This window comes from Desulfurobacteriaceae bacterium (assembly GCA_039832905.1).
Classification (GTDB): domain Bacteria; phylum Aquificota; class Aquificia; order Desulfurobacteriales; family Desulfurobacteriaceae; genus Desulfurobacterium.
Map to the genome: position 1 here is coordinate 8,193 of JBDOLX010000011.1, position 17,741 is coordinate 25,933.

Below are 17,741 nucleotides of genomic sequence, written 5' to 3' on the forward strand. Positions count from 1 at the left end.
AAGAACTTGAAGAAAGATTTAAGTTTAACACTGCAATAGCTTCCATAATGGAACTTTTCAATGAAGTTCACAAGTTTTCTCCAAAAACACCAAAAGACAAGGAAGTTTTAAAGGAAGCAATAGAAAAATTGATAATAATGCTATCTCCTTTCACTCCTCACATTGCAGAAGAAATGTGGGAAATAACAGGACACGAAAAACTTCTTGCTGAAAGTAAATGGCCAGAAGTTGACGAATCTGCCCTTAAAGTTGATGAAATTGAAATCCCAGTTCAGGTAAATGGTAAAGTGAGAGGAAAGATTGTAATTCCTGCTGATGCTTCAGAAGACTTAGTTAAAGACTTGGCATTAGAAAATGAAAAGATAAAGAAATACGTAGAAGGAAAGAGTATCGTTAAGTTTATTTATGTCAAAGGAAGACTTGTTAACATAGTTGTTAAGTGAGGTTAGAATGCGTGTTCTCTCTTTCCTTCTTCTCTTTTTCACCCTATTTTCTTGTGCTTCTACCAAGAACCTACCCCCTTCAAAAGTTGAACATATCTACCTTGAGCCTGTAGTAAACAGAACTGGAGAAGAAGGACTGGATGTAATCTTTTCTAAAGTTGCCAATGAAGTTTTTTATTCCGATTCCCGTTTTAAAGTTGAGAAGTTCCCTACAAAAGGAGTAACTCTCCTTGTAAAGCCTACAGTTAACTCTATTTCTACTTTTGCAGTAGGTTTTGATAGATATGATAGAGCTGTAGAATATAGAATGACCATTACAGCCACTGTTAAACTGGTAAGATACGGATTTACTAAATCCATCTATACTTTTAAGATTACAAGGTACGACTTTTACGATGCAACTGGAACACCAGAAGAAATAGAAACAAGAAGAAAAGAGTGTATAGAAAGGATCGCTTATGATATCTTTAGAGAAGTAGGAGAAAGAATTTTAGTAAAGGGTAGAGAAATTGAAAGTTCTCCAAAGCTTTGAAGATGAATACTACCTTTTGATTGAAGTAATCTGGAAAGGAGAAATTTTTATCTTCTTTCTTGATAAAACCCAAGGAACGGAAACTCTTGGAATACCGCAGAAAGGTTTTAAACTCTCAGAAGTTTTAGAAAAGCATAAGAAGGATAAAAATTACTGTCTTCCTTGCGAACTCTTACTAAAGCTTGAAAAAAAAGTGGCGAGACACGAGAACAACGTTTTGGAATGGGGATTAACCTTAGAAAAGCTTGAAAGGTTCAGGCAAAAACTTTTAAGTGGGGGAAGCGATGTCAAAGGTTATTGACTGCAAAGGACTTTCTTGTCCAATTCCTGTTTTAAAGACTAAGGAAGCTCTTGAAAATATTGACAGTGGAAAAATAACTGTTATTGTTGATAATAAAGCTTCCAAAGAAAACGTAAAGAAGTTTGCAACCAAAAACGGTTGTACCGTCGAAGTTGAAGAGAAAGAAGGTCTTTTTTATCTCCATATAACCAAGGGAGAAAATACCCAAACTTCCGCTACAAAAAAAGAAGAAAAGGAAATAGGTAAAACTCAAGTAGCTCTTATAGCTTCAACTTACGTTGGGGAAGATAAAGAGCTCGGGAAAATTCTTTTAAAAGGTTTCCTAAAAACATTTGTAGAATCTGACGCAAAACCTAAAAAGATCGTTCTTATAAACACTGCAGTAAAACTTGCATGTAAAGGAAGCGAAGAAGAAATCCTTAACCTTCTAAAACAGCTTGAAGAAAGTGGAGTAGAAATTATTCTTTGCGGAACTTGTCTAAACTACTTTAACCTTCTTGATGACCTTCAAGTTGGAAGTGTTGGAAGTGCTTATGATGTTGTAAAGTCTCTTACTGACGCCGATTCTGTAATAAGGCTTTAACAAAATTCATACCTGCGCACTTATGCGCAGGTTTTCTTCACTATTTTTTATCCTTACAGTACCTCTCAAGGAGAGAAGGAACTCCTACTTTGTGTAACATAATTGAAGAAGGACAAATACCGGTTATTGCATAAAACATAAGCATAAATCCCACAAAAGCTGTAAAGTAGAAAAAGTTATTATTCCCTGTATAGAGTCCCAATACTATACTGAAGAATACAAAAAAACCTGCTAAAAAAGACGTAATTCTTTCTATATACCAGCTATCGGTTTTCGCCCTGAAGATTGCCATCTCCTTTTACCCCCTTTTCATAAATCAGTTGACATTCATTAGGAATTTCGGAATAAATTTCATTGTAATTTATAAATTTATCTCCGAAGCAGATTCCTGCAAGTTTCCCCTCCATATTGAAAACGAATCCGTTGTCAGTACAGTTTCCATAAAACTTGTCAAAACGAAAGCTACCATCTTCTATTGGAGTAGCAAGAATTCCCATTCCTTTTAATTTTCCTTTCTGAACTTCTGGAGGCCAAAATTTTTCAACAACATAATTAACATCTATAATGCCATCTTCACAAAGATAAACTCTCGTTGGTTCAAAGAAAATCTTGCTTTTAGAAAAAATGGTTTTTATGAATTGCCACTCCATAGTTGAAAGCGTTAAAAGATGAATACTTGTTCCATTATTAGTACCGTAGACCTTAAAAACAAGAGCCGGGTGATAAACAATTCCTTCTTTTACTTTCACAAATAACGAAGGTACTCTATCTTCCAATTCCCCAAATTTTTCCTCTGAATAATTTTCATTGTTGGTTTCGGGAAGAAAGGGAACCAAGTCGTTATATTCATTATCATTGTTTACGCAATGGTTTTCGTTATTTCCATTTTCTTTTGGTTTATTTATTTTAAGTGTATTAACCTTTTCTTCTTCAGAAAAATATCTTTTAATGATTGAATCTTTGTAAAGAAAAATATTTGCTGAAAAGCTAAAAATAAAAACTACTCCAAGGATAATGTTTACAATAACCCATAACCTACTCATAGAATTCCTCTAAGAGAATCTTAGCCTTTATTCCCACGCTGGAAGCTGAATCAAGTTCAACGCACTTTTTAAGGTACTTTTTAGCAATCTTTTTCTTACCTTCCTTAAGGTAGATTAAAGCCAACTTATAGTAAGGAAGTTGAAGCCTTGGATAAAGAGTAATTAACCTTACATATATCTCTTTGGCCTCATTCTCTCTTTTTTCCTTTTCCAGAATAGAAGCAAGTTCAAGGTAAGCAGGTACATAATCGGAGTTGTTCCTCAAAGCTTTAATAAGATACTTTTTGGCTTCCTCCAGTTTCCCTTCTTTTTCAGAAAGAAGAGCCAGTCTGTAATATGCAACCTCTGGGGTAAGGTAAAGAGGATTACTCAAAGCTTTCTCATAATACTCTTTTGCTTTTTTCAGGTTACCTCTCTTTTCATAAACAATCCCTAAGTTCACATAAGCCTCAGAATATTTAGGATCTATCTTCAACGCTTTTCTTATATATTTCTCGGCTTTATCCAGTTCGTCCCTTTGAATAAAAGCTGATCCAATAGCGTTATAAATCTTTGGATCTTCATCCTTTATTTCTAGTGCTTTAAAAAAATAGTTTAAAGCCAGAGGAACTTCTCCTATTTGTAAGTAAGATATTCCTACCTGGTAGTACCCTTCTGCTTTCTCTTCTTTCGAAACTTTTACTTCCTGAGAGGTTTCTGGATTTAATAGAGTTATGGGCTTCTCTTTACTAGAACTTGAAAAACAGGAAGCGGTAAACAAAGAAACTATAAGCAATATAGAATCTCTGATTCTCATCTATCTACCCTTTATTAGAAAAAGAGCTTCCATTCTTGTTGCTTCTTTCCTCATACTTCCTTTCACTGCACTTGTTACAGTATAGGAACCGGGTTTCCTAACTCCTCTCATAATCATGCAAAGGTGCTGAGCTTCAATTACAACCATTACACCTTTTGCTTTTAGCTTTTCCATAATGGCATCTGCTATTTGTTCTGTCATTCTTTCTTGAAGCTGAAGTCTTTTAGCGTAAACATCAACTATCCTTGCTATTTTTGAAAGACCTGTCACCTTGTCATTTCCAGGAATATAAGCAACGTGAGCTTTCCCAAAAAATGGAAGCATATGGTGTTCACATAAGGAATATATAGGAATATCCCTAACTATAATCATCTCATCATACTTTTCAGTAAACAGGACAAGGTGGTTATCTACAGAGTCGTTATAACCAGCTAGAATCTCTTCATACATCCTAGCTACTCTTTTAGGAGTATCCTTTAAGCCTTCTCTATCAGGATCCTCTCCGATAGCTAGCAATATTTCTCTTACCGCTTTTTCTATTCTCTCTTTATCAAAAGCCACTCTTACGCCTCCCATTGTGGAGTAAACTGCTTTGGCAAGTTATCTTCAAGTCCTTTCCTTGGAGGAGTTGGTTTATTTGTGTCCTCACTTTCTGTTTTAAGTTCTCCTCTCATAGCCTTATCTATTTCTTCACCTGTAAGCGTTTCTCTCTCAAGAAGTGCCTTTGCAAGGTTTTCAAGCTTGTCCATATTCTTGGATATTAGTTCCTTAGTTCTTTCGTAAGCTTCCTTAATAATCCTCTTAACCTCTTTATCAACTAACCTTTTCATCTCTTCACTTACAAAGTCTGTAGGTTCTCCAAAATCTTCTTTTACCTTCACAGCAATAGGACCTATTTTCTCACTCATTCCCCATTCAGCCACCATTTTTCTTGCAATCTCTGTTGCCCTTTCTATATCGTTCCCAGCACCGGTAGAGATAGTTCCAAGAGCCAGTTCTTCTGCAACTCTTCCCCCAAAGAGAACGCAAAGCCTATCAAGCAGATAGTCTTTTGTATACGTGTATCTATCCTCTTCAGGAAGTTGTTGAGTAATTCCAAGGGCTTTTCCTCTTGGAATTATTGTAACCTTATGAACCTTATCCGCATTTGGCAAAAGCTTTGCGACAAGGGTATGTCCAGCCTCATGATAAGCAGTTGTAAGCTTTTCCTCTTCAGAAAGAACCATACTCTTTCTTTCTATCCCCATTGTAACTTTGTCCTTAGCCTCTTCAAAGTCTTCCATTGTAATTTTGCCGTGGTTCTTCCTTGCAGCAATAAGTGCTGCTTCATTAACTATATTTGCAAGGTCTGCACCAGAAAATCCAGGAGTTGAACGGGCAATTACTTCAAGGTCAACATCATCAGCTAAAGGTTTATCTTTAGTATGAATCTTGAGAATTTCCAATCTTCCCCTAACGTCTGGAAGAGGAACGTAAATTTGCCTATCAAACCTCCCAGGTCTTAAAAGAGCTGGGTCTAGGATGTCCGGTCTATTGGTAGCGGCAATAACAATTATTCCTTCAGAACTTTCAAATCCATCCATTTCTACAAGAAGTTGGTTTAAGGTTTGTTCTCTTTCATCGTGTCCACCAGAAAAACCTGCTCCCCTCTTTCTACCAACTGCATCAATTTCATCAATAAAAACTATACAAGGGGCATATTTCTTTGCCTGTTCGAAAAGATCTCTAACCCTTGAAGCACCAACACCAACAAACATTTCTACAAATTCAGAACCACTAACCGAAAGGAAAGGAACGTTAGCTTCTCCTGCAATTGCTTTCGCTAAAAGGGTCTTTCCTGTTCCCGGAGCTCCTGCAAGAAGAACTCCTTTTGGAATCCTACCTCCAAGCTGCTGAAACTTTTTAGGATTCTTGAGGAAATCAACTATTTCTGAGACTTCTTCCTTTACCTCATCAATTCCCGCTACATCTTTAAAAGTAACTTTGGGCTTATCGTCTATGAAAACTTTCGCCCTACTTTTGGCAAAAGAGAGCGCTTTACTACTTCCTGCATTCATCTGTCTCATCATTGCTATCCAAAGAAGAATGAGGAAAATCATAGGAAGCCACGAAACAAGAACAGTAATGTACCAAGGACTTGTTTCTTTAGGCTTAACCTCTATTTCAACACCTTTTTGCGTAAGTTTATCCACTATGTTGTTATAGCCTTCAGGAAGGTAAGTTTCAAAAGGTTTACCGTCCTGGGTAACAGCAACGACTTTCTGTCCCTGAATAACCACTTTCTTAATTTCTCCTTTCTCTACCTGCTGAACGAAAGTAGAGAAAGACTCAACAGGTGTTTTGAACTCTTTAGAGTTTAGGAAGTTAAATGCTAGAATAATTAAAAGGGCTATCGTTAGCCACAAAGCTATACTTTTTCCTATCTCTTTCATCTTCCTACCTCTACTTCCTTACTTTAATGTTCTTGTTTTAAAATATCCTATATATGGTAAATTTCGATACTTTTCATTAATATCAAGTCCATAACCTACAACAAAAAAGTTGGGAATTCTAAATCCAACAAAATCTGGTTTAAGTTTTACTTTCTTTTCTATTTCCTTGTCAAGAAGAACACAAGTTTTAATAAGTTTAGGAGAACGTTTTTTTACCTCATCATAAGCAAGCTTTAAACTCTCACCAGTATCAAAGATGTCATCAACAATTAAAACATTCCTTCCTTCAAGAGGAATGTCCGAAAGAAACGCAAGTTTTGTATCCTTTTTTGTTTCTCCTTCATAACTCTTTATCCTAATAAAATCCAACATAACCTCATTATTTAAATACCTCAAAAGATCAACAGTAAAGAAAATAGCTCCCTTGAGTATAGAAATAATCACTATTGGATCATTATTAAATGCCTGAGAAATTTCTAGACTGAGATCTTTGACTCTATCCTTTATTTTTTCTTCTGGGATTAAAACTTCAAGTTCCAATTTCTCGTCCTCGCAACGATACATTTTTCCGTAGGATTAAAGTTAATATATGCTTTAAAGATATTCGGAATCCAAATAATTTCTTCTCCAAGCAAAACAATAGGAACAAGACTTCTAAGCTTTGCTGGAACTTTCTTTTCAATAAAGAACTTTTTTAAAGGTTTCGTAAAGTCTTTAAAACGCAACCTATCCCCCGGTTGCCTTGTCCTAACGGTTATCCCTTCTTCCTTTGCTTTTTTATAGGGGATAATAATTCCCTCCTCCTTTCCATTCCAGATTTTAAACTCTAAAACTCCAAAAGGGGTCTCAACAGTTTTTGGAAAATCAAAAAACCTAAAGAAAAACTCTTTATCTTCTTTTTTTCTTTTTTCTATACAAAAGGATAATTGATCTTTAAAAATGACAACGTCTGAGATCGGGAAAAATTCTTTATAACCATCCTTACTTAGAAGTTCCAAAGCTGATATTACTTTAGCGTAAGAAAGGGTTTTACCAGAAATTCTTTTAAAAGCTTCTCTTATAATTTCTTCCTGCAATATTTTCGGAAGGCTTTTAAAAACCTCTAAAGGTATACAGAAGGTTTCTTCTTTCAGATACAATGCCAAAAAATCCCTAACCTCTTTAAACAAAAACTTTTCAATGTCTCTTAGAATTTCGGCATTTCTTAAAACAGCATTTTCAACCTTTGGATTTATACTTTTAAGAATAGGAACAACTTTTAATCTTACTAAGTTTCTTTCAAAATCAGTCTTTAGATTAGAACTATCAATAACAAAAGGCAAACCATTCTCTGAGATGTATTTTTCAATTTCTTCTCTTGTTGCTTCAAAAAGGGGTCTAATAATCTTATCCCTTTTAGGTAAAAAACCACGAAGTCCTTTTATTCCCGTTCCTTTAACCAAGTTAAGAATCACAGTTTCCAAAAGATCTGAAGCCGTATGACCGGTAGCAATAAGATCGGCACCTATTTTTTTTAAAGTTTCTTCCAAGAACTTATATCTAACGTTTCTTGCAACAGCTTCGAGATTTTTTCCCTTGGAGATTTCTTTAACATCTTTCCTTTCTATATAAACAGGAACATTCCAAGACTCACATAATTTTCTTACAAAGTTTTCATCCCTTTCAGACTCTTCTCCCCTTAGCATATGGTTAAGATGGGCTGCAGCAATTTCTATACGGAGCTTCTCTTTAAGGTTTAGCAAAATGTGAAGAAGCGATACAGAATCTGGTCCACCGGAAAGGGCTACCAAGATTTTGGAATTCGGAGGGATTAAAAAATACTTTTGTATGGTTTTTTCAACTTTTTCTTTTAACATTTTTTGACTTAAGAAAAAAATTGGTGGCGACGGGTGGAGTCGAACCACCGACCTGGCGGGTATGAGCCGCCCGCTCTGACCACCTGAGCCACGTCGCCACTTGCAAGAAGAAATATATCCTTGAACTTTTAATCTGTCAATACTTAAAGTTCTGTTCTTCTCAAAAGAAGTTTGTTTTTTCCATATGATTTCGTAAAATTTCTCAACCTAAAAGATAGGTTTTGGAGGAGAATGTGAGCAAAAGGGTTGTTCTTGCATATTCTGGAGGTCTCGATACATCAGTAATTGTTAGATGGCTAACAGATAGAGGATTTGAGGTAATTACCTACACTGCAGATGTTGGACAAGGCGAGGAACTATCAGAAATCCCAGAAAAAGCCAAACTTTCCGGTGCAGTAGAGGCTATCGTTGATGACGTCAAAGAAGAGTTTGCAAGGGAATACTGCTTACCTTTAATGAGAGCAGGTGCACTTTATGAAGGTAAGTATCCTCTTCTTTCTGCACTATCAAGACCACTTATTGCTAAGAAACTTGTAGAAATTGCTCATGAAACGGGAGCAGATTTTGTTGCCCACGGTTCAACCGGTAAAGGAAACGACCAAGTTAGATTTGAAGCTTCAGTTTGGGCACTCGACCCAGACATTGAAGTTCTTGCCCCAGTAAGGGAGTGGGAATTTAAATCAAGAGAAGAAGAAATAGAATACGCTAAAAAACACGGTATTCCTGTTGTAGCTACAAAAGAAAAGCCTTACTCTTACGATAGAAACCTTTGGGGAGTAGCAATAGAGGCTGGTCCACTTGAAGACCCTTACACAGAACCTCCAGAGGATGCTTTCGTTATCACAAAAAATCCAGTTGACGCACCAAATGAACCAGAGTACGTAGAAATTGAGTTTGAAGAAGGAACACCTGTTGCTATAAATGGAAAAAGGTACGACGAACTTTGGAAACTTATCTGGGATTTAAATGAAATTGCAGGCAAGCACGGCTACGGTAGAGTTGATATGGTTGAAAATAGACTAGTCGGTATAAAGTCAAGAGAAGTTTACGAATCTCCAGCAGGACTTTTATTAATTAGAGCATACGATGAACTTGAAAGCATCGTACTTGATAGATTTACCTACCATTACAAGCAAAGCCACATAAAGCACGAGTATGCAAAACTTGTATACGAAGCCCTTTGGTTTACACCTTTAAAAGAAGCAATTGATGCTTTCAATAACTCTATTGCTCCTTTAGTTTCTGGAAAAGTTAGGTTTAAGCTATTTAAAGGAAATGCACAAATTGTTGGTAGAACATCACCAAACTCTTTATACATTGAAGACCTAGCTACTTATAGTCCAAAAGATTCCTTTGACCATAAAGCAGGAGCTGCTTTTACAAAGGTTTGGAGCTTACCACTAAAAGTTATAGGAAGAGTAAGAAAGGAAAGGAGGAAATAGATGGCGTACGAAGTAGAAAAAAGAAATGAAGTTCTTTATGGTGTAAAGATTTCCTTAGAAGGAGAAGCTTTCGAAAAAGAAGTTAATGACATCTGTAAAGAAATTAGAAAAACAGCTAAAGTTCCTGGTTTTAGACCTGGAAAAGCTCCACTTAACATTATTAAGAAATACTACGAAGAAACTATAAGGGACAGCTTATTAAGAGGTTTTACAGTAAGAGAACTATCTGAGGTAGTAAACAAAGAAAACCTTAAAATGGTTTCCGAACCTGTTGTGGAAGATCTAAACTTTTCTCTAAAAGATGCCAAGTTTGCAACAACAATCGTTTTTGAAGTTAAACCGGAGATAGACCTTAAAGAAGAAGACTACAAAGGAATAAAAGTTAAGAAAACAGTAAGAGAGATTACTGACAAAGATGTTGAAAAAGTAATAGAAGGTATAAGAAATAACCAAGCAAACTTTGTTGATGTAGATAGAGAGGCAAAGGAAAACGATCTTGTAGAACTTGAATACGAAACAACCATTAAAGATGGTGAAGAGGAGAAAACACAAAAAGGAACAATTGCTGTTGTTTTAGGACAAAAACAGCTCTGGCCAGAAGTTGAAAAAGAAGTTTTAGGAAAGAAGACAGGAGAAGAAGGAGAAGCTTCCTTTAAAGCTCCTGAAGACAATAGTTACGGAGAAGCTGCCGGAAAGGAAGTTGTAGTTAAGTTTAAGGTTAAGGCAGTTAAGGAGAAAGTTCTTCCTGAAGTTGATGACGAGTTTGCTAAAAAGCTCGGATTTGAAAACCTTGAAGATATGAAGAAGAAAATTAAGGAAGACCTTGAACTTTCCGAAAAACTTAGACAACAAGAAGAGGTAGAAGATCAAATAGTTGACGAAATCCTCAAAAAAGTTGAAGTTCCTGTCCCAACCTCAATGCTTGATATGGAAATAAAGGCGTTAATAGAAGCTGAAGCAAGAAGACTTCTTCAGCTTGGAATAGACCCAAGACAAGTCAACCCTCAAACACTTGTAGAAATGGTGAAACCTACTGCTGAGAAGACAGTTAAGGTTAAGCTAATCTTGGAAAAGGTTGCAGAACTTGAAAACATAGAAGTTAGTGAAGAAGACCTTGATAATGAAATTAAGAAACTTGCAGATACTTTCTTTGGTGGAGATATTAATAAGGCAAAAGAATCTCTTCAGCAGAACAATCTCATTCAAAGAATCAGAGAAGATGTCCTAAGACAGAAAGCTCTCGATAGACTAATCGAACTTGCAGAAATTGAAGAAGTTCCTGCTGGTGAAGACAATAACGAAAAGAAAGAAGAAAAGTAAGTTTTCTATCCTCTCCCCCCCCATTTTTTGGGGGGGATTATTGACATTAAGAAGTATACTTTGAAAGTCTATATCTAAACTCTCTTAGTGTTAGTCCCAAAAGCTTTGCAGCTTCCGTTTTCTTTCCACCAGAAATTTCGAGTGCTTTGAAGAGATACTTTTTCTCCACTTCACTCAAGATTTCTTTTAGATTAACACCCCCAGGAGGTATCTTGATATCTTCACACGGAACCTTATCAAAATCCAAATACCCGGAACCTAAAATACCGTTTTCACAAAGGATGATCTCTCTCTCAACTATATTCTTAAGTTCTCTTACATTTCCTTCAAGAGGCATCTCCATCAAAGATCTTATGAAACTTTGAGAAACCTTCTTTATCTCTTTTCTGTACTTTTTGGAAAGCTCTTTTACAAAATGATCAACAAGCAAAGGAATGTCTTCTCGTCGCTCTCTTAAAGGAGGAACTTCAATTTCTATCGTTGAAAGCCTATAGTAAAGATCTTCTCTAAAGTTTCCTTTCTTTACTTCCTCCTTTACATCCTTGTTGGTTGCTGCTACCACCCTAACATCGACTTCTTTTTCTTCGGTTGCTCCTAAGGGAATAAATTTTTTCGTTTCCAAGAACCTTAAAAGTTTAGCTTGCAACGGCAAGGGCATATCCCCTATTTCATCTAAGAAAAGAGTCCCACCGTTTGCTTCCTCAATAAGTCCTTTTTTATCCCTAACAGCTCCCGTAAATGCTCCTTTCCTGTAACCAAAAAGTTCACTTTCAAGAAGTTCGGAAGGTAGTGCCGCACAGTTTATAGCAATAAAAGGCTTTGTTTTTCTTGGACTTAAAAGATGAATGGCTTTTGCAACAACTTCTTTCCCAACTCCACTTTCTCCTAAGATCAAAACGTTTACATCGTAAGGTGCAATTTTCCTTATTGTATTTCTTACCCTTTCTATGGAAGGAGATTTCCCAATTAAACCTAAGGATTCATCTTCGTTGACCTTTTTCCTAAGTTCTAACTTTTCTTTTACATTCCTTATGAGAATTCTTAAATCTTCAAGTTTAAAAGGTTTTTCTATGTAGTCATAAACTCCAAGTTCAAAAGCTTCTTTTATGGTTTCTGTAGATGCAAACGCTGTTATAATTATTATCTCTGTGTCGGGGAAACCCTTCTTAACCTCTTTCGCAATTTCTATTCCACAACCGTCTGGAAGCCTTAGGTCAAGAAGAACAAGATCAAAAAAAACTTCTTTTAACTTCCTTTTTGCATCTTCTAAAGTTTCTGATTCTTCAACTTCACAGTTAAACTCCTCAAGAACTATTCCCAGTATCTCCCTTATGTTTTTTTCATCTTCTACTACCAAAACTCTCATCTTTTACCTTCTTTGGAAAAATTACGATGAACTTAGCCCCTCCAAGAGTGCTTTTGGAAACAAGAATTTTACCCTTACTTTCCATTACAAATCTTTTAACAATTGACAGTCCTAAACCTGATCCTCCCTTTCTTTTTGAGAAAAAAGGTTCAAAAATCTTTTCCTCGTCTTCTTCATTTATTCCTACTCCATCATCTTCTACAACAATTTCTAGTGCTTTTTCAAGATTTTTGCACGATACCCTAACTTCCGATTTAGCCCATTGAACAGCATTTCTTAAGAGATTTTCAATCGTAACATAAAATGCCTTTCTATCGGTTTCAAGAATAAAATTTTGACAATCTATAGTTATTTTTTTTCCAAAATGAGAAAGAGAACTTACAACCTCTTCCATAACATCTTTAACAGAAACTTTCTCTTTAAATGAAATTGGTCTTGCAAGGTTTAAAAAGTCCTTTACTATTTCGTCAAGACGAACAGTTTCGTTGTAGATGATTTCAACAAGCTTTTCACTTTGCTTTCCTTCCTTTAAAAGCTGAGCTGCTCCCCTTATCGAAGCAAGAGGATTTTTTATCTCGTGGGCTAAATCAGCACTTATTCTGTAAAGTTTCCTATATATTTCATTTTGCTTTCTTTCTTTTTCTAAGTTTTTTATGTACTCCTCTTGATTTTCAAACTTTACTTTCAATCTCTCTCCCGCCAAAGCTATAAAAACGAAGGCTAAAACGTTTAAAAAACTTTGTGTCAGAGAAATTGAGTTAAATTCCTTAATCAATGTAAAGTAAGCAGCAAGACAAAAAACAATAGAAACTATAAGAACTATCAGCCCCCTTAACCTTCCAAGAAGTAAAAAGGAAAAGAAAATAGGAAAAAGAAAGAATATGGAAAAGAAATTCCAGCTTATAAGATCCTTTATTGCAAGAACAAATATAAAAAGTCCATCTAAGATAAACTCGAAGATGTTGGGTCTCTTAGAAAAGGCCAAAGAGAAAAGACTAACCGACGAGTAGATGAAAAGAATGTTCAAAATCTCTCTTTCAAAAGGACTCTTATGTAAAGAATAAAATGAGAAAAAAAGAAAAAAGAGACCAGCAGAAAATGCTAATCTCCCAACACGATAAAGAAGATAAAACTTCTCGACAAAATTAAGCAGTTTCACCGTTTAAATGCTTCTCTAAAGAGTTTTCATAGACCTCTTTACATTCTTTAATATCTAAGGAAACAATTTCTCTTCCTTTATGCTTGATAACACCCCTTCCGCTACTTTCAACTCTTCCTATAACCTTAGCTGGAACAGTTTCCTTTGTGAAGAAGTTAAGAACTTCCTCTACTTTGTCTTTACTTACTGTAATAACAATTCTACTTTGGTCTTCTCCAAAGAGGAGAAAATCTGTTCTAATGTCCTCATCTAGATCAACAGTAAACCCAAGTTCTTTTTCAAAAGAGGATTCAAATAGATTAACTGCAAGTCCTCCTTCCGAAACGTCGTGAGCACTCTTTATAAGCCCTTCGTTTATTGCCTTAATGAGTGCTCTTTGAAGTCTTTTCTCAAATGCAAGGTCTATAAACTGTCCTTGTCCCCTTATTTCTCCTTCTACAAGCTTTTGATATTCAGAACCGGAGATGTTTCCTACGTTTTCTCCAAGCAAGATTATCACATCACCAGCATCTTTAAAGAAAGAGGTCATTCTCTTTTCTACGTCTTCTAAAACCCCTACACACACAACTGTTGGAGTTGGATATACTGCTCTTTTTCCGTTTTCAGTTGCGGTCTCGTTGTAAAAGCTAACGTTACCACTTACTACTGGTGTTTCTAAGATTTTACAAGCATCAGCCATTCCATCTGTTGTTTTAACAAACTGCCACATTATCTCGGGATCTTCTGGACTTGCAAAGTTTAAGCAGTCTGTTATTGCACGTGGAATTGCCCCTGTGCATGCGACGTTCCTTGCAGCCTCTGCCACTGCAATCTTTCCACCTTCATACGGATTTAGATAACAGTACCTTGAATTACAGTCGGAACTTATAGCAATACCTTTCTGGCTTTCCTTAACTCTTAAAACAGCTGCGTCTCCTCCCGGATAAACCACCGTATTTATTTGAACCATGTGGTCGTACTGTCTAAATATCCAACGTTTGCTGGCAATTGTTGGAGAAGAGAGAAGTTTCTTAACAATCTCATTGTAGTCTCTTGGCTCTTCTAAACTATTCTGATCGTAGGATGCATTTTCCTTTATGTACTTAGGAATTCTGAAAGGTCTATAATAAACCGGTGCTTCATCTGTTAATGCCTTTATTGGAACTTCTGCAACCTTCTCCCCTTTGAAAAAGAGTCTTAAAACAGGCTCCTCTATAATTTCTCCAATTACACAAGCATCAAGTCCCCACTTCCTAAATACTTCCATTATCTCTTCTTCTTTTCCTTTCTCACAAACAACAAGCATTCTTTCTTGGGATTCTGAAAGCATTAACTCGTATGGAGTCATACCTTCTTCTCTTGTCGGAACTTTATCAAGATCAAGTCTTACCCCAACTCCTCCACGGGAAGCCATTTCTACAGAAGAAGAAGTTAGACCTGCTGCTCCCATATCTTGAATAGCAACAATACCTTCTTTCTCCATAGCCTCAAGGCAAGCTTCTATTAAAAGCTTCTCCATGAATGGATCACCAACTTGAACGTTTACCTTCTTTTCAACTTCCTCCTCTTGAGAAAACTCCTCAGACGCCATCGTTGCACCGTGAATACCATCCCTTCCTGTCTTTGCCCCAACGTAAATTACAGGATTTCCGACTCCAGCAGCTCTCGCATAGAAAATCTTATCCTTCTTTACTATTCCGAGGGCAAAAGCGTTTACAAGAGGGTTTGTTTGATAACAAGAATCAAAGTAAACTTCTCCACCAACTGTCGGAACTCCAACACAGTTTCCGTAGTGGCTAATACCGGAAACTACGCCTTTAACGATATATTTCATTCTCGGGTCGTTGTTTAATTCGCCAAACCTTAGAGAATCCATACAAGCAATAGGCCTTGCTCCCATTGTAAAAACGTCTCTTAAAATTCCACCAACTCCAGTTGCCGCTCCATGGAAAGGTTCTATGAAGGAAGGATGGTTGTGGGATTCAACTTTAAACGCAGCACAAATTTCTTTCTCCTCGTCTACCATAATAATTCCAGCATTTTCTCCCGGTCCTTGAACAACCCAAGGAGCCTCTGTCGGAAACTTTTTAAGGTGAGGTCTTGATGATTTGTAAGAACAGTGTTCAGACCACATCGCAGAGAAAATACCAAGTTCCACAAGGTTGGGTTCTCTCCCTAAGAGTTTAATTATCCTTTCGTACTCTTCCCATGTTACGTGTTGCTCTATTACCTCTTTGCTCATCTTCATCTCAAAACTCCCAAAAACCAAAGTCTTTTTGTGGAATTATACTCTTCTCTTGGTAAAATTTCCTAAACCAATTAATTCCAAAGGAGTCCTATTTTGGAAAAACCAACTCTTGATATGACTCTAAGGGAATGCCTTGAAAAATTTCCCCAACTTAAAGAAGAACTTTACAACCTAATTGAAGAGTGTATATATTGTGAAGGCTTTAAGGACGAAACTTTAAAGGAAGTATTCGAAGCTCATAAGTTAGACCCACAAAAATCTTTAAAAAAACTTCTAAAGGCTTTAAAGGAGTCAAAATGAACGCAGTTAAGACAGTTGCAGATCTAATGTGTTTAGCTGCCATTACTGCTCCTAAGGGAAAGGGTGTTAATCTCCTATACACTAAAGTATTTGAAGGAGAAGAAAAGGATAAAGTAGCAGACTTCATGGAAAAAATTGGAAAGGAGAAAAACATCCCTTTCTTTATTAGAGATGCAAAGAATGTAAGAGACTCTATCTTGGTTGTCTTCATAGGAACGGAAGTTAAACCAAGGGGTGTTCCTTTCTGTGGATTTTGTGGATTTGAGAACTGTGAAAAGTCTTCAAGAAGTGACGCTTACTGTGCTTATGCGGTTGGAGATCTTGGAATAGCAATAGGTTCCGCTGTAAAAGTTGCATCACTTCATAACGTTGATAACAGAATAATGTTTTCTTTTGGAAAAGCTGCAATAACCTATGGATTTGTTCCGAAAGAAGTAAAACTTGGCTACGGAATACCGCTGTCTGTAAGCGGTAAGAACATATTCTTTGATAGGAAAATGTAATGGAAAGAAACCTCGCATGGGTAGTTTTACCAGATGGAAACTCTATAACTACTTTAAAGGTAGATATCAACTCTTTTCTGCAAGATAAAGAACTTTTGTCCCAATCCCCCAAGTGGATACACCTAAGAGGAGTTGACGGCAAGGCAGAAGAACTTTTAACAACCCACTTTAACATCAACGAACTGTCTTTAGAAGACTGTAGGACAGAAGGAAGGTCAAAGGTAGAAGTCTTTGACGACTACATATTCATCTTAATGATCTACTTTGACGGTGGAATTGTCCGTCAGAAAAAGCTCTGCATCTTTTGGGGAAAGGATTTCATAATAACTGTTGGAAGCAGAAGACTTTTTGAAGAAGCAAGAAAAACTCTTTCTTTAGAAGAAGAACCTTTTGGTCAAGGAATAGAGAAAATCTTATGGATAATTTCCAGTATAGTTGCCGACAAGTTCAAGGAAATTACTGATGTTTTGGAAGAACAAGCAGACGAAGTAGAAGCGAGAGTATTTAAAGAACAAAACCCAGAACTTCTTGAGGATATTTCTGACCTTTCTTTCGAAATACTTACACTTAGAAGGACTTTAAAACAGTTAAGAGATACCTATAAATCCCTCCTTTCCTCCTCTCCTCGTTTCATAAACCACGAAAACGTGCATTACTTTAGAGATCTTTTAGATGAAATAAGCATACTTTATGATAGGGCAGAAACCTTACATGAGTTCATACAGAACGTCTTGAGTGTTTTCTCTTCTCTTGTTTCCTTTAAGTTAAACGACATTATGAAGACTTTAACGATATTAATCACGATTTTAGAACCTTTAATGCTAATAAGCAGCTTTTACGGAATGAACGTAGAGGACTTGCCTTTAGCACACTCCCCTTACGGAATACTTTTTATCCTTTCAGTAATGCTTGGAGCATCCTTAACATTCCTATTCTTCTTCAGAAAAAAAGGTTGGATTTAAAACTACTTGTAATATTTAAGAAGCGATAAATCCTTTGTCTGCTGGATAGATGCTAACAGCGCCTCATATGCTGTTTTTGCTTTTTCGTACTCGGAAATAGCAGACGCATAGTCCACATCTTCAATCTTAGAAACAAGTTCTGAGTAATGGAGTTTTAAATTCTCATTCTGCATTTTTAGATTCTCAGCCGTTTCTATTTTAGTTCCAATTATTGAACGATACTTCATTACCTTTGAAAGTCCCTTATCAAAAGCATCTAAGAGGGTCATTGAAACAGGGTCACTTACTCCGTTGTTGGTCAAATCTACATCTATTGTAGTAGTCGCTATATTTTCTACCTGTCCAGTATCAATAAGTTCTATTATCTTATCTATAACTTCAACCAGCAAAATCTTATTACTTGAGTAGTTCACTCCTAAGTGTTCAGCTCCATTAAAAGTAGTGTTAACTTCAACCCCATTAGCAATTTCTACTGT

The 17,741-nt window shown here is 36.3% G+C and carries 20 protein-coding genes and 1 tRNA gene; 9 read left to right on the top strand and 12 right to left on the bottom strand.

Features of this window, described 5'->3' with window-relative positions:
• From ABGX27_00375 to yedF, 4 genes are all read left to right on the top strand, one after another.
• The coding region (locus ABGX27_00375) for a class I tRNA ligase family protein (GenBank protein MEO2067955.1) at nt 1–443 on the top strand (443 nt) is incomplete at its 5' end.
• Nucleotides 444–450: 7 nt separating this feature from the next.
• The gene (gene lptE, locus ABGX27_00380; GenBank protein MEO2067956.1) at nt 451–975 is read left to right on the top strand and encodes an LPS assembly lipoprotein LptE; all 525 of its coding nucleotides are present in this window, start codon (nt 451–453) and stop codon (nt 973–975) included.
• Entirely contained in the window at nt 953–1,276 is a 324-nt protein-coding gene (locus ABGX27_00385; GenBank protein MEO2067957.1) for a hypothetical protein, read from the top strand. Before lptE ends, ABGX27_00385 begins: the two co-directional genes overlap by 23 nt.
• Nucleotides 1,260–1,859, top strand: a complete 600-nt coding sequence (gene yedF, locus ABGX27_00390) for a sulfurtransferase-like selenium metabolism protein YedF (GenBank protein MEO2067958.1) — start codon at nt 1,260–1,262, stop codon at nt 1,857–1,859. Before ABGX27_00385 ends, yedF begins: the two co-directional genes overlap by 17 nt.
• Nucleotides 1,860–1,899: 40 nt before the next feature.
• Here yedF and ABGX27_00395 read toward each other — a convergent pair whose 3' ends face one another.
• The 8 genes from ABGX27_00395 to ABGX27_00430 form a co-directional block, all read right to left on the bottom strand.
• Nucleotides 1,900–2,151, bottom strand: a complete 252-nt coding sequence (locus tag ABGX27_00395) for a DUF2892 domain-containing protein (protein MEO2067959.1) — start codon at nt 2,149–2,151, stop codon at nt 1,900–1,902.
• Nucleotides 2,123–2,902, bottom strand: a complete 780-nt coding sequence (locus ABGX27_00400) for a hypothetical protein (GenBank protein ID MEO2067960.1) — start codon at nt 2,900–2,902, stop codon at nt 2,123–2,125. The genes ABGX27_00395 and ABGX27_00400 overlap by 29 nt, the downstream gene beginning before the upstream one ends.
• Nucleotides 2,895–3,698, bottom strand: a complete 804-nt coding sequence (locus tag ABGX27_00405; GenBank protein ID MEO2067961.1) for a tetratricopeptide repeat protein — start codon at nt 3,696–3,698, stop codon at nt 2,895–2,897. Before ABGX27_00405 ends, ABGX27_00400 begins: the two co-directional genes overlap by 8 nt.
• Complete coding sequence (gene folE / locus ABGX27_00410; GenBank protein MEO2067962.1) at nt 3,699–4,259, bottom strand: GTP cyclohydrolase I FolE; 561 nt, start codon at nt 4,257–4,259, stop codon at nt 3,699–3,701.
• A gap of 2 nt (nt 4,260–4,261) precedes the next feature.
• Nucleotides 4,262–6,130, bottom strand: coding sequence for an ATP-dependent zinc metalloprotease FtsH (gene ftsH, locus ABGX27_00415; protein ID MEO2067963.1), 1,869 nt, complete (start codon nt 6,128–6,130; stop codon nt 4,262–4,264).
• Nucleotides 6,131–6,148: 18 nt separating this feature from the next.
• Nucleotides 6,149–6,670 carry a hypoxanthine phosphoribosyltransferase gene (gene hpt / locus ABGX27_00420; protein ID MEO2067964.1) on the bottom strand — a complete coding sequence of 174 codons (522 nt, stop codon included), beginning with the start codon at nt 6,668–6,670 and terminating at the stop codon, nt 6,149–6,151.
• On the bottom strand, nt 6,652–7,986 hold the full coding sequence (tilS, locus tag ABGX27_00425; protein ID MEO2067965.1) for a tRNA lysidine(34) synthetase TilS: 1,335 nt from the start codon (nt 7,984–7,986) through the stop codon (nt 6,652–6,654). Before tilS ends, hpt begins: the two co-directional genes overlap by 19 nt.
• A 21-nt stretch (nt 7,987–8,007) precedes the next feature.
• Nucleotides 8,008–8,084: transfer RNA gene (locus tag ABGX27_00430), tRNA-Met, on the bottom strand.
• A gap of 135 nt (nt 8,085–8,219) precedes the next feature.
• Here ABGX27_00430 and ABGX27_00435 point away from each other — a divergent pair.
• On the top strand, nt 8,220–9,428 hold the full coding sequence (locus ABGX27_00435; protein ID MEO2067966.1) for an argininosuccinate synthase: 1,209 nt from the start codon (nt 8,220–8,222) through the stop codon (nt 9,426–9,428).
• Complete coding sequence (gene tig / locus ABGX27_00440) at nt 9,429–10,748, top strand: trigger factor (GenBank protein MEO2067967.1); 1,320 nt, start codon at nt 9,429–9,431, stop codon at nt 10,746–10,748.
• Nucleotides 10,749–10,794: 46 nt separating this feature from the next.
• On the opposite strand, the gene ABGX27_00445 is transcribed toward tig, so the two are convergent.
• The 3 genes from ABGX27_00445 to purL all read right to left on the bottom strand — a co-directional run bounded on the left by ABGX27_00445 (nt 10,795) and on the right by purL (nt 15,500).
• Entirely contained in the window at nt 10,795–12,114 is a 1,320-nt protein-coding gene (locus tag ABGX27_00445) for a sigma-54 dependent transcriptional regulator (GenBank protein MEO2067968.1), read from the bottom strand.
• The gene (locus ABGX27_00450) at nt 12,089–13,141 is read right to left on the bottom strand and encodes a HAMP domain-containing sensor histidine kinase (protein ID MEO2067969.1); all 1,053 of its coding nucleotides are present in this window, start codon (nt 13,139–13,141) and stop codon (nt 12,089–12,091) included. Before ABGX27_00450 ends, ABGX27_00445 begins: the two co-directional genes overlap by 26 nt.
• A gap of 118 nt (nt 13,142–13,259) precedes the next feature.
• Nucleotides 13,260–15,500 (bottom strand): phosphoribosylformylglycinamidine synthase subunit PurL, encoded by a 2,241-nt coding sequence (gene purL, locus ABGX27_00455; protein ID MEO2067970.1) that lies wholly within the window; start codon nt 15,498–15,500, stop codon nt 13,260–13,262.
• A 93-nt stretch (nt 15,501–15,593) separates the two neighbouring features.
• Between purL and ABGX27_00460 the strand changes: the two genes are divergently transcribed.
• The 3 genes from ABGX27_00460 to ABGX27_00470 are packed head-to-tail and all read left to right on the top strand — an operon-like array spanning nt 15,594 to nt 17,265.
• Nucleotides 15,594–15,800 carry a hypothetical protein gene (locus tag ABGX27_00460; GenBank protein ID MEO2067971.1) on the top strand — a complete coding sequence of 69 codons (207 nt, stop codon included), beginning with the start codon at nt 15,594–15,596 and terminating at the stop codon, nt 15,798–15,800.
• On the top strand, nt 15,797–16,303 hold the full coding sequence (locus ABGX27_00465; protein MEO2067972.1) for a DUF2148 domain-containing protein: 507 nt from the start codon (nt 15,797–15,799) through the stop codon (nt 16,301–16,303). The genes ABGX27_00460 and ABGX27_00465 overlap by 4 nt, the downstream gene beginning before the upstream one ends.
• On the top strand, nt 16,303–17,265 hold the full coding sequence (locus ABGX27_00470) for a magnesium transporter CorA family protein (GenBank protein ID MEO2067973.1): 963 nt from the start codon (nt 16,303–16,305) through the stop codon (nt 17,263–17,265). Before ABGX27_00465 ends, ABGX27_00470 begins: the two co-directional genes overlap by 1 nt.
• Before the next feature lie 2 nt (nt 17,266–17,267).
• Here ABGX27_00470 and ABGX27_00475 read toward each other — a convergent pair.
• Nucleotides 17,268–17,741 (bottom strand): flagellin (locus tag ABGX27_00475; GenBank protein MEO2067974.1); only part of this gene is annotated, 474 nt, incomplete at its 5' end.

Bases quoted from the DNA above. Each gene is read 5' to 3' on its own strand.
- lptE (MEO2067956.1), top strand. From the start codon at position 451: ATGCGTGTTCTCTCTTTCCTTCTTCTCTTTTTCACCCTATTTTCTTGT.
- yedF (MEO2067958.1), top strand. From the start codon at position 1,260: ATGTCAAAGGTTATTGACTGCAAAGGACTTTCTTGTCCAATTCCTGTT.
- ABGX27_00395 (MEO2067959.1), bottom strand. From the start codon at position 2,151: ATGGCAATCTTCAGGGCGAAAACCGATAGCTGGTATATAGAAAGAATT.
- ABGX27_00400 (MEO2067960.1), bottom strand. From the start codon at position 2,902: ATGAGTAGGTTATGGGTTATTGTAAACATTATCCTTGGAGTAGTTTTT.
- ABGX27_00405 (MEO2067961.1), bottom strand. From the start codon at position 3,698: ATGAGAATCAGAGATTCTATATTGCTTATAGTTTCTTTGTTTACCGCT.
- ftsH (MEO2067963.1), bottom strand. From the start codon at position 6,130: ATGAAAGAGATAGGAAAAAGTATAGCTTTGTGGCTAACGATAGCCCTT.
- tilS (MEO2067965.1), bottom strand. From the start codon at position 7,986: ATGTTAAAAGAAAAAGTTGAAAAAACCATACAAAAGTATTTTTTAATC.
- tig (MEO2067967.1), top strand. From the start codon at position 9,429: ATGGCGTACGAAGTAGAAAAAAGAAATGAAGTTCTTTATGGTGTAAAG.
- ABGX27_00445 (MEO2067968.1), bottom strand. From the start codon at position 12,114: ATGAGAGTTTTGGTAGTAGAAGATGAAAAAAACATAAGGGAGATACTG.
- purL (MEO2067970.1), bottom strand. From the start codon at position 15,500: ATGAAGATGAGCAAAGAGGTAATAGAGCAACACGTAACATGGGAAGAG.
- ABGX27_00465 (MEO2067972.1), top strand. From the start codon at position 15,797: ATGAACGCAGTTAAGACAGTTGCAGATCTAATGTGTTTAGCTGCCATT.
- ABGX27_00470 (MEO2067973.1), top strand. From the start codon at position 16,303: ATGGAAAGAAACCTCGCATGGGTAGTTTTACCAGATGGAAACTCTATA.